Genomic DNA, 11487 nt, shown 5'->3' with positions numbered 1-11487 from the left:
ATTGACTGGATGTTTAGACTTCGTACAGCGGATCGTTGTACTGAAGTGGGTTTACTGTATCTGTTTGAAGGTTTTCTATGACTTGGTTGATTTTTTGGAACACGGAGAAGAAGGTCTGCAAATCCTCCTCACTGACCAATTCGCGGACCATGAGGTTAAACTCCTTGATGGTTTGCACCGAGATTTCTTTCTTTCTTTTTCCTTCGGGAGTCAAAAAAATGCGCACGGACCGCTTATCGATCGGGTCAGGTACTCGATAGATCAAGCCTTTTTCCTCCATACTCTTGAGCATTCTGGTGAGACTCCTTGCTTCCAGGCCCATCAGCGGCGCAATTTTGGTGGCGGGCGTCCCCTCTTTCGAGTTGATATTGATCAGTACAAAACCAATAGATGTGGTGAAGTCCTCCATCACGGCCTTTTGGTTGTACATCCTGGAAATGGCATGCCAAGCACTCTTGATGTGATAGTCAACGGTTTCTTCGCGCTTCATGGGTATCACTTTATACGGCCAATCTACAAAAATTATTGTATGCATGCATACTATTTTGAAAAAAAGTTATGCATGCAGAGGAAATTTTAGGGTAACATTATGGAGATAAAAAAAACTATATTCTGTCTGGTATCAGAATATAGTTTGATTCAGTGGAAAAATTGGAAAAATACCTATTTGATCAAATTAAGTTTCCTACAATCACTGGTACATGGACTCGATTTCTTTGGCAAATTTTTGATGGATGATCTTGCGTTTGAGCTTCATGGTCGGGGTAAGCTCTCCCGTTTCAATGGTCCACTGCTGTGGAAGTACGACAAATTTCTTGACTTGCTCCCATTTACCAAAGTACTTGTTTTTCTCGTCGATCTCCTTTTGGAACTTGTCCAGGATCTCAGGCTTTTTCAGCATCTCGGCATCGGTCGTGTAGGGAATGTCCTTGTGTTTGCACCAGTCTTTCAATCCTTGGATACTGGGCACAATCAGTGCTGCCGGAAAGTTCTTGTTTTCGCCGACCACGATGATTTGTTCGATGACTGGTGACTCCTTGAACTTGTTTTCCATCGGCTGCGGCGCGATGTACTTGCCTCCCGAAGTTTTGAAAATCTCTTTTTTGCGATCTGTAATCTTGAGATAGCCCCCTTCGTGAAGCTCTCCGATATCACCTGTGTGGAACCATCCATCGGGTTCGAGGACTTCCGCGGTCAAATCAGGCTGCTTGTAATAGCCCTGCATGATATTGGGGCCTTTGGCAAGGATCTCCCCATCAGGAGCGATTTTCACTTCCACATCCTTTACGATTTTGCCCACCATGCCGATGCGGATATCCTTGTGGTTGCAGACGGAGGCCGAAATCACCGGTGAAGTCTCCGTCAATCCGTAACCTTCGCAAACAGGAATACCCGCAGACCAAAACACCCGGGCCAATCTTGGCTGAAGTGCCGATGCGCCTGAATTGATTTGCATCACATTTCCGCCCAATGCTTCCCTCCATTTGCTGAATATGATCTTGTTGGCAAGTTTCAGTTGGAAGTTATACCAGGCACTTTGGTCTTTGTTGGGCTCATATTTCAAACCCAAATTAAGCGCCCAAAAAAACAAGGACTTCTTCACCCCAGTCAATTCATAACCTTTCGAAACGATCTTGTCGTACACCTTTTCCAAAAGCCTCGGTACGGTATCAAAAATATGCGGTTGGACTTCTTTGAGGTTTTCGCCGATCGTCTCCATACTCTCCGCATAGTAGATCGAAATACCCATGTAAATGAAGCAATATGATCCTGTGCGTTCATAGATATGGCAAAGCGGTAGGAAACTCAGGGCCTTGCCTTCACCTGTCGGTACCACGATTCGGTCCTCTACCGCGTACAGGTTATGGATAATGTTGCCATGGGTCAACATGACACCCTTTGGACGACCTGTGGTACCCGAAGTATAGATGATGGTAACCAAGTCTCCGGTCTTAACACCATTTTTTCTAAGCTCGAGATCGGCTAGGTTGCCATTGTCGCCAGCTTTCAAAAAATCCTCCCAATATTCGCATCCGTCTATCCTATCGAAAGAAATCAACCGAATGGAAGTACCCTTAGCTGCTTCCTTTGCTTTGGCATAGATTTCCGCATCGCCGACGAAGACCATTTTCACCTCCGCGTGGTTAAAAATGTACTGGTAGTCGTCTGCAGATATCGTGGGATACATCGGCACTGAAATGGCACCGATCTGTTGCATGGCCAAGTCAGCAAAGTTCCATTCCGGTCTATTGTTGGAGATGATAGCTATTTTATCGTCTTTGTCGAGACCGCTTGCCAATAGTGCTAAGCTTAGGTTGTCGACGATACTTTTTACTTCCCTGGACGAATAGGTTTTCCACTGTCCATCAACTTTTCGGGCCAAGGCTACCTTTTTGTCATAGGTTGCGATTTGATGGGGAATCAGGTCAAATAGTCTGCTGATATGCATGGTTTTTTGGGTTTGATGTAGGCGGAGTCAAATTACCCAAATATGGACATTAATCCAAAAAGCGCATTTTTTGGATTTTCCACATCACTATAATGGTATTACTTTATTTATTTAAAATAAACTATTGTAGTTATTATAGTGTGGATTTGTGGAAAAGTTGGCTGCATCTCACTTTAAACAATTTTGAGTTTTTGTTCACATGTTTATCCACGGTTTGATGGATAGCTGATACTCATTAAAGGTCTGATTCTCTGTGTTGTTTGGCTTTTTATTGCTGCGGTTGTGGATATGATTCTTTAGGTAGGGAGTAGACAAGTGTCTGTGGGATGATTTGTGGATAATTGTTGATTTGTCAGGAGTTATTTTTGGAGCACTTTTTTTGTTTGCTGTTTGGTAATTTTGGTTGGAATAAGTCTGTGTTTATGCCCATGTTATCCAGCGATATCCACAGAAATTTCTGCCTTTATCCCCAAGTTTATTGTGGTTTTTTTTCTTTTAGTGGAGTTACCCCTGGTCCTTTTCTAGGTTCAATTGTCACTTCCAAAGTCCATCCTCCGCGGACGATCGTATCGTAGGGTTCAGGGTTTTCGGGATTTGTGAGGAAATAAATGGGTTCGGCGTACCGTTTGTCCAAGTAGTTTGAAGTATCCCATCTCTTGTTTTTGTTTTTATCTACAATGGCACGTATGATGTATGTGCCAGCTTCTATGTTTTTGAAAGTTGTTGTGTTTGTATTTTCGAGGTATTCTTGGCGTATGATTTCGTCTTTTTTGTTTAGGATTTGTATGATGAGGGGGCGCTCTTCTGTGTTTACTGATACTTTGATTTCCTCTGCGAGGGTTTCGGGATTTATCTTGGTGTAGGTGTTTTCATATTTCTTATCTGTCCATTCTCCCTCTACGTCCATAAACGTGGAGTCACCTATATACAGCGTGAATGAGTCAGATGCAACGGAATCTGGAATGGGGATCAATAAGCTGAGTGAGGTTCTCTGTAAGCTGTCTTCAAATGATAACATCTGCGGTGTTATCTGCACATTATTTATTGTATCGTACTTTACAAACAATGAGTCGTAATTGATATCGGCAATTGGTTTGTTGAATAGTATCTGTGCCTCGATGTTTTTGATAAAGGTTTTGGCATAGCCAAAGGAAGGGATTGGTGTATCCTTTTTTCGGTCGCTTTCTTGGAATTTGAGATAAAGAGTCGAATCAATTTGTATGCCCGCAGAATCTGCTAGTTGGATTCTCACCGTAGTGCTGTCGTTACGTAATGTTTGGTGATAGAAGCGTATGGATTTTTCCTTGGCTACATAGAACAGGTCTTTCCCCAGGTCCTCATGTTGGATCTCAATATTAACAGCGGCTTTTGTAGTGGTGATTTCGAAATTTTGTCCAATAGTGGCAGTTCGTTGTATTTTGAATGGGGAAAGATCTGATTTGTCAAGAATGAAATTGAGCCCGGTGATGTCTGATTCCAGATTGATAGTGTCTATTATAAAGGAATATGGTTCGGTTTTGTCTTCTGCTTTGTTATTGTTGTTGTTGTCTTGCCAAGCGAAAGCTAGGTATTTTCCTTGTTTCAGGTTCTTGATTGTGAATTGTCCAGTTGAATCTGTTTGAGCGACGTAGTAGGGCGGACCTGTGAAAACATTTGTAGTATCGTCTAGAGTGTATAGGCCAACCAAGACATCTTCGATTACTTTGGTGTTTTGTGGGAAATTGAAAGATACTTGGCCGTTTGCAGTTAAGCTGTCTATTGTTGGTCCTGTGGAAAATACGAGGCGGAGGTTTTCAGGGACATTTCCTTCAGTTATGTCCTTGATGGATTTTTGGAAATTGAATACATATGTGGTGCTGTCCTCAAGTTCTTGGTTTAGGTTGATGGTGACCTTGTTTCTGTTTGCGGTTACCTCTATGTCATCTTTGTTGATTCTGGGTGTGATTAGAATAAGCTTATTGGGTGTCTCGGTCCGGACATATTCGTTGAATTCTAAAACAATTATGCTTGGCTTCGTATTGATGGATTCGTTTTCTGGATCGATGGATACGAGTTCTGGTTTATCCTCATCTTTTGGTCCACCGAGTGGTGCACTTTGTTTTGCACAAGAAAGAATAGATGAAATTATAATGATTAAATATATGTAAAATAAATATTTCATTTTTTCTTCAAAATAAACAATAAACTAGAGTACTGATTGTCTTTTTTACTAGCTGATTCATTGGATTTGCTGCCGATTTGGAGGGCTCTAAAGATGTTGAGGAGACCGCTGCGGGATGGATTTTGGTATTTCTCGCTGAGGATGGAAACATAGTAGGCGTCAAAAGGCATCGGTAGGGTCGATTCGATTTGGAGCTCAAATTCCTCTGCAAGTTTCTGAATCGAACTTTGGTTGAAATGGTAAAGGTGCCTTGGTACATCCCAGGCAGCCCAATATTCCTTGTAGTGTTGGGCGTCGAAAGACTCACGGTTTGGAACGGCGATAAGCAATTTGCCATCAGTTTTGAGATGTTTCAGAAGATTTTTGAGGGTACTCCTCAATGCATGGATATGTTCCAAGACGTGGAATAGCGAGATGATGTCAAATGTTTTCGACTTTTTCAGTTCATCGTAAGCTAAGTAGGTTTTTACGCCGTGGCTGTTGGATATTGTATTTGCTGTAGGGTTGGGTTCGATACCTGTCACTTTCCAACCGTCGGCTTTGGCTGCCTTGAGGAAATGGCCTGTACCGCAGCCATAGTCCAATATTGACCCTTTTCCGGGGAAATACGCGTTGATTTGGTTAACCTTTTTTCTAATGGTGTACATCCTGATCAGTTTGTACGCAATGTTGATTAGGGAATTGGATTTGTTCTGGTGTGAGACGTATTCCGGTGATTCATAGTACCGGCCTATTGAATCTGCGTCTGGCCTTGGATTTGTGAAGACAAGGTCACATTTGGAACATTTGCAGGTATAGAAATTCTCCTTGCTGATGGAGTGGTCCTTGATTTCGGAATGGTTTAAAAAAAGCCCACTCTTGCAAAGTGGGCAGTGAGTCAGTTTTTCCAATGGCATTATCTTCCCAGGTAAACAGTCAGGATAGAAAGGTCTGCTGGAGATACACCGGAGATTCTCGATGCTTGTCCCAGGGTTTCTGGCCTAACCTTGTTGAGTTTTTGTTTTCCTTCGGCTGACAGGGCTGGAATGGCGAGATAATCAAAATGAACCGGGATCCTGAAGTTTTCCATATTGTTCAGTTTGTCGACCATTTGCTGTTCCTTTTCGATATAGCTGTCGTATTTGATTTGGATTTCCGCTTGCTCCAAAACGTCCTTGGAGTATTTGGAAAGGTAGACTTTGAGGTCATTGTCTAAATCCATGATTTCCTTGAGTCCGACTTGGGGCCGTTTCAGCAGTTTTTCGACAGATATTTTTTCCTTCACGGTGGCTGTATCCATGTCTTCGAGTCCTTCATTGATCAAATCAGGGGAGAGTTTCTTTTGCCTGAGGTCATTGATCAATTTTGCTGTGTCCGATTTTTTATCCAGCATTCGTTCCAATCGCCTGTCGTCAGCTAGGCCTATTTGATGTCCCAACTGGGTCAGCCGGAGATCCGCATTGTCTTGTCTCAGCAACAGTCTGAATTCCGCCCGAGATGTGAACATTCGGTAAGGCTCTTCCGTGCCTTTATTGATGAGGTCATCTATCAGAACGGCAATATAGGCCTCTGAGCGTTTCAAAATCACAGGTTCTTCTTCCTGTACTTTCCTAGCGGCGTTGATTCCCGCCATGAGACCTTGGGATGCTGCTTCCTCATACCCTGTCGTACCGTTGATTTGGCCTGCGAAAAACAGGTTTTGAATCAACTGTGTTTCGAGGCTCAATTTGAGTTGGGTTGGAGGGAAGAAATCATATTCTATGGCATATCCCGGTCGGAACATCTTTGCGTTTTCGAATCCTGGGATTTTCCGCAAGGCTTTGTATTGTACATCTTCCGGAAGCGAGGTAGAGAAACCATTGACGTAGATTTCGACGGTATTCCAGCCTTCGGGTTCCACGAAGATTTGGTGCCTTTCCCGTTCTGCAAACCTGTTGATCTTGTCTTCTATGGAGGGACAGTATCTTGGACCCAGACCTTGTATGCGGCCGTTGAACATCGGTGAGCGATCGAATCCTGATTCCAGTGTTTCGTGCACTTCTTTGTTGGTATAGGTAATCCAGCAGGTTCTTTGTTCAGTGAGTGGTTGCGTTTCGTCAGAATAGGAGAATTTTTCCGGATTTTCATCCCCAAATTGGATTTCCATCTTTGAGTAGTCCAAAGATCGTCCATCTACCCTTGGTGGAGTGCCGGTTTTCATTCGTCCTGCTTCAAATCCCAACCCAACGAGTTGTTCGGTAATTCCCTTGGCAGCTGATTCCCCTGTCCTACCCCCGCCGAATTGTTTTTCCCCGATATGGATGACCCCGTTGAGGAATGTTCCGTTGGTGAGTACAACCGTTTTTCCCGGGATTTCTAAGCCGATTCCTGTCCTCACGCCGCGGACTCTTCCGTCTGTCACAAGGAGGCCGCTGACCATTTCTTGCCAGAAATCGACATTTGGAGTTTGTTCCAGCGCCAATCTCCACTCCTCCGCAAACCGCATGCGGTCATTTTGGCTGCGGGGTGACCACATCGCGGGACCTTTGGAGCGGTTCAACATCCTGAATTGGATCATTGACTTATCGGAAATGATACCTGACATTCCGCCTAGGGCGTCTATCTCCCGGACGATTTGTCCTTTTGCGACGCCGCCCATTGCGGGGTTGCAGGACATTTGAGCGATGGTGTTCATGTTCATCGTACACAGCAAGACCTTGGCACCCATCTTGGCTGCTGCGTGTGCTGCCTCACATCCGGCATGTCCTGCACCTACTACGATTACGTCATATTCTGGAAACATACTTTTCGTGTTATTGGTGTTTCACGTGGAACACTTGTGATCGAGAACAACCTTGGTGTTTCACGTGGAACATTTTATTGATTAAATAGCCTGATGGATTGATCTTCCAGATCCCTCATCTTTAATTTGTCCTCAGGCTTTTTGTCTTTGTATCCCATCAAGTGTAACAATCCGTGACTCATCACCCTTAGCAATTCGTTTTCAAACGCGGTATTTTCCTTAGCGGCGTTTTCCTTGACCCGATCGATGCTGATGAAGATATCGCTGATAATTACTTTGTCCCTGTCCGAGTTGTCAAAGGTAATGATATCGGTATAGGTATTGTGCTTGAGGTACTCTTGGTTTATTTGAAGAAGGTATTCATCGGAACAAAAGATGTAATTCAGTTCGTCAATGGCAAAGCCTTCGTTTGCCGCTATTCCCTTAAGCCATCTTTTGTGTTTGTTTTTGTCCGGTAAGGAAAACTTGATATCTTCTTCAAAGAAAAGAATCGCCATTGTCAGAGGTAAAATGTAAGAACCGTTTTTCTCCCTTGGTCTTCGAATTTCACGTCATCCGACAGGTGCTTCATGATGAATATGCCCCTGCCGCCGATCTTTTCAAGGTTTTCCGGTGCGGTGGGGTCAGAGAGGTGCTCATAGTCAAATCCCGGCCCTTCGTCCACGATGGTGAAATGCAGGGAATCGTCCTCGAGCCGCAACTCCAAATCTACTTTCTTGTTCCCATCCAATTGATTGCCATGCACGATGGCATTTGTCACGCATTCCGTCACCGAAATCATGATGTTGCCATAGATATCTTCATTGATCGTATACTTTTCCTTCGCATTATCGATGAAGCTTTCTATGATCTTGATATTCTCCATCAGTGATGGGATAGAAATTTTGATGGATTTCATGAATTAAATATGAATAAATTTCATTTAAATATTTTTATTCCATTTCCAGAATGATCGGACAATGATCGGAATGCTGTGCCTCCGGAAGAATGATAGCTCTTTTCAAACGCTCCCGCATGGGCAGGGTTGTCATGTGGTAATCAATCCGCCAACCCAAGTTCTTTGCCCGAGACCCTGCCCTGAAACTCCACCAGGTATATTGGTGGGGATTTGGATTGAATAGCCGGAAGCTATCCTCAAAGCCTGAGGAGGTGAACTTGTCCATCCATGCCCTTTCTTCCGGCAGAAACCCGGAGGAGTTCTTATTGGAGATTGGATTGTGGATGTCTATCGGCTTGTGGCAGATATTATAGTCCCCACTCATGATCAAATTAGGGAATTTTTGGATCAAATCCTGTGAGTAGCCATAGATATCATCCAAAAACTGGTATTTGAAGTCTTGCCTGACATCGCCCGTAGTGCCCGAAGGAAAATAAGCCGAAATGAATGAGAAATCATCAAAATCAGCCCGTATCATTCTGCCCTCGTCATCGTAGCTTTGGATTCCCATCCCGAAGGCTATGTTTTTTGGTTTGGTTTTGGTCAAAATCGCGACACCGCTGTAGCCCTTTTTTACCGCAGGGTACCAATAGATATAGTAGCCCAAATCCTCAAAAATAGACTTATCGATATTGGTTTCTTCTGCCTTAACTTCCTGTAAACCAATTATATCGGGATCCGTCGCCTTGATCCAATCGACAAATCCTTTGTTGATTGCCGAGCGGATTCCGTTTACGTTATAGGATGCGATTTTCATAGACTAGCGGTTCCCTTATTTGATGTCAATCTGGAATTCTTGTTCGAAATATTCCAATACCTGTATTTTGAGCAGCTTTTCCTGTTCCAAAATATCGAAATGCGGCAATTCCTTGAGCAATCTCCAATGTGGCCATCCGTCTTGGTCGATGTACTCCAACTCGTAAAACCCGGCGAGACTCAGCACCTTGCATATCGCGATGTGCATCAAGTCCTGCTTTTGCTCTTTGGAGAAATTGTGGTAGCCTTTGCCCAATTCCTGTACGCCGATAAGGAACAAAACGCCATTCAGGTCTTTTGGTTTTTTTCCAAGAAGTTCCTCAATGCCCATCAGCAGCTTTCCCCAGCGTTTTTCCAGGTCAAGATCCTTCTTAAACATTCCCTTGTTTCTCCAATCCTTCCCAATACTCCACTGCCCGTCTCAAATGCGGAATCACGATAGAACCTCCAATGACCAGGGCAATGGAAAACACCTCGAATATTTCCTTTCTACCGAGACCAGCCTCATGCGACTTGCCCAGGTGGTACTTGATGCAGTCGTCACAGCGCAGCACCATCGAACAGGCCAATCCGATCATTTCTTTTGTTTTCACTTCCAGCGCGCCTTCCGCATAGGTATTGGTATCGAGGTTGAAAAAACGCTTGATGACCAAATTGTCGGAGTCCATGATTCTTTCGTTCATTTTGCTCCGGTAGGCGTTGAATTCTTCTATCAAATTCATTAATTTTTAGGAAGTTAATTTTAACCTGCAAATATAGCAGCTATTTGATCGTGTTACTTTCCCAACCATCCAAATTGAAAACAGGTTTCCAATTTTTCGAGGATTTTTTGTCCTTGGTCTTTCCGAGGACCTGCTGCCTGTGCAAGGCCAGCCTTTTTGAGTTTGAAGATCAGCTGTGCAAAAGCTGTATCTCCAAGCTTCCGGTGACCAATTACCACCTGCGTCCACAAAACAATGACCTTGTCATCAAGATAACAGGCCTCACCAAGCCCGGATCGGTGATTTCGTTCCTGCGGTTTACCAAGAAAGGGGACAGCCAGCACCTGCTGCATCTGCTGAAGTATAAAAACAAACCCGAAATCGGCTTTGAGTTGGGTAGAATATATGGTAACCTGCTGAAAACGAATGGATTTGCCGAAAAGTGGGACCAAATTACCCCTGTGCCGCTTCATCCCTTGAAACTGAAGCGGAGGGGTTACAACCAAAGTGAACAGTTTGCAAAGGGCTTGGCAGAAGCACTGGGGATTCCCGTTATCCATTCACTCCAAAGGGTGCTGTTTACCGAAACGCAGACCAAAAAGACAAGGATGCAGCGTTTGGAGAATGTGGCGGAGGTTTTTGCGATTCGGGAAAGCTTGTACGTCAGGGACAAAACAGTCCTCTTGGTCGATGATGTGATGACAACCGGCGCCACGCTGACGACATGCGCGAATGCGCTTTTCCAGCATGCCGCAAAGACCGTCGACATGGCTGTGATCGCTGCGGGGAAGAATTAATCAATTCGCAGAGTGGTGTGGGTGATTAGCGAAGGAATTATCCCCCACCTGGGCGAAGTATGTTATCGGCGTTAGGCGTAGGTACTATCTTTTGTAACTACGCTCTTTTAAAAATTTGAATTTGTAATTCACCTGATCTCAAACTATATTCCAATGCTGTGTTTGGACATCTGGTCCAATTGCAAATTAGATTGATAAAAGGGTGGAATTGCAAATTCCACCCAGCGCCCAATTGGACTTCAGAGGTACTGGGATAAGACAACGCTCAGGTGGGGAAATAATCCCTGTTGGCGACAACGTTTTTCGAGTTAGCCAGTATGCAGGAAGAGGAAAGAATATTAGTTCTGGGATCGGATTCACTTCCGAGAGTCGAGGAGGGAACACGGGGGATTTCCCAAAATTTGATATGTTTGATTTTGGGGTTTCCTACAAGGAAAGGTCAAATACCGTTTCACCAATTTTTGGTATCCCTTTAGGTCCCGCAGATCTTGGCATCATCTACCAAATGAATAAAACTACATTAACCAAGTAATATGCTGAAAGAATACAAATTCTTCATTATCTTCTGGGTATCATTTGTCTTGCTTTTTTCTGCAATAAGCTATTTTACGACTAAACAGGAAAATGTCTGTATCATTATGCGGGATTTTTTCCTAGCAGATGTAACGAATGGAGTTATTGTTGAAAAGTATATTGACTCCCGAAATCACGCTATAAGGACAATAATTATTGAAGCAAGCGAGAAAAGATACAAGGTACTCTTTATCCCCTATGACAACTGGAATGATTTTGACAGACTGAGTGTCGGAGATACGCTTGAAAAACCCTTGAATTCATTCAAATTCCTCGTAAAAAATGGATTTACATTTGAACTTCAATATGATTGTGATTATTCTTCCAATTAGGCTAGAGGCTGATCTTGGGG

Annotated in this window: 12 protein-coding genes; 2 read left to right on the top strand and 10 right to left on the bottom strand. The window is 43.7% G+C overall.

Annotated features, from left to right (window positions below):
- Positions 1-13: 13 nt before the first annotated feature.
- From C943_RS12495 to C943_RS12450, 10 genes are all read right to left on the bottom strand, one after another.
- A complete protein-coding gene (locus C943_RS12495; protein ID WP_040480519.1) occupies positions 14-490 on the bottom strand; it encodes a MarR family winged helix-turn-helix transcriptional regulator in 477 nt (158 codons plus the stop codon).
- Positions 491-691: 201 nt separating this feature from the next.
- Entirely contained in the window at positions 692-2449 is a 1758-nt protein-coding gene (locus C943_RS12490) for an AMP-dependent synthetase/ligase (RefSeq protein ID WP_008628291.1), read from the bottom strand.
- A 475-nt stretch (positions 2450-2924) separates the two neighbouring features.
- On the bottom strand, positions 2925-4610 hold the full coding sequence (locus C943_RS12485; protein ID WP_008628290.1) for an Ig-like domain-containing domain: 1686 nt from the start codon (positions 4608-4610) through the stop codon (positions 2925-2927).
- Entirely contained in the window at positions 4607-5257 is a 651-nt protein-coding gene (locus tag C943_RS12480) for a class I SAM-dependent methyltransferase (protein WP_008628289.1), read from the bottom strand. The genes C943_RS12485 and C943_RS12480 overlap by 4 nt, the downstream gene beginning before the upstream one ends.
- Before the next feature lie 248 nt (positions 5258-5505).
- The gene (gene mnmG / locus C943_RS12475; RefSeq protein ID WP_008628287.1) at positions 5506-7371 is read right to left on the bottom strand and encodes a tRNA uridine-5-carboxymethylaminomethyl(34) synthesis enzyme MnmG; all 1866 of its coding nucleotides are present in this window, start codon (positions 7369-7371) and stop codon (positions 5506-5508) included.
- 74 nt (positions 7372-7445) lie between these two features.
- The gene (gene ybeY, locus C943_RS12470) at positions 7446-7868 is read right to left on the bottom strand and encodes an rRNA maturation RNase YbeY (RefSeq protein ID WP_008628284.1); all 423 of its coding nucleotides are present in this window, start codon (positions 7866-7868) and stop codon (positions 7446-7448) included.
- Positions 7869-7870: 2 nt separating this feature from the next.
- A complete protein-coding gene (locus C943_RS12465; RefSeq protein ID WP_008628282.1) occupies positions 7871-8269 on the bottom strand; it encodes an ATP-binding protein in 399 nt (132 codons plus the stop codon).
- A gap of 34 nt (positions 8270-8303) precedes the next feature.
- A complete protein-coding gene (locus tag C943_RS12460; protein ID WP_008628280.1) occupies positions 8304-9065 on the bottom strand; it encodes an exodeoxyribonuclease III in 762 nt (253 codons plus the stop codon).
- A gap of 15 nt (positions 9066-9080) precedes the next feature.
- Positions 9081-9443: a hypothetical protein gene (locus C943_RS12455; protein WP_008628278.1), complete on the bottom strand. Its 363-nt coding sequence runs from the start codon at positions 9441-9443 to the stop codon at positions 9081-9083.
- The gene (locus C943_RS12450; protein ID WP_008628276.1) at positions 9436-9786 is read right to left on the bottom strand and encodes a carboxymuconolactone decarboxylase family protein; all 351 of its coding nucleotides are present in this window, start codon (positions 9784-9786) and stop codon (positions 9436-9438) included. Before C943_RS12450 ends, C943_RS12455 begins: the two co-directional genes overlap by 8 nt.
- Positions 9787-9860: 74 nt before the next feature.
- Between C943_RS12450 and C943_RS12445 the strand changes: the two genes are divergently transcribed.
- Together C943_RS12445 and C943_RS12440 are read left to right on the top strand one after the other, a co-directional pair.
- Entirely contained in the window at positions 9861-10562 is a 702-nt protein-coding gene (locus tag C943_RS12445) for an amidophosphoribosyltransferase (protein ID WP_040480571.1), read from the top strand.
- Positions 10563-11095: 533 nt separating this feature from the next.
- Positions 11096-11467, top strand: coding sequence for a hypothetical protein (locus C943_RS12440; RefSeq protein WP_008628270.1), 372 nt, complete (start codon positions 11096-11098; stop codon positions 11465-11467).
- Positions 11468-11487: the final 20 nt, after the last annotated feature.

The sequence above is a fragment of the Mariniradius saccharolyticus AK6 genome (assembly GCF_000330725.2).
GTDB lineage: Bacteria > Bacteroidota > Bacteroidia > Cytophagales > Cyclobacteriaceae > Mariniradius > Mariniradius saccharolyticus.
Note: the sequence above shows the minus strand (reverse complement) of the source record. Positions and strands in the feature narration are given on the sequence as shown.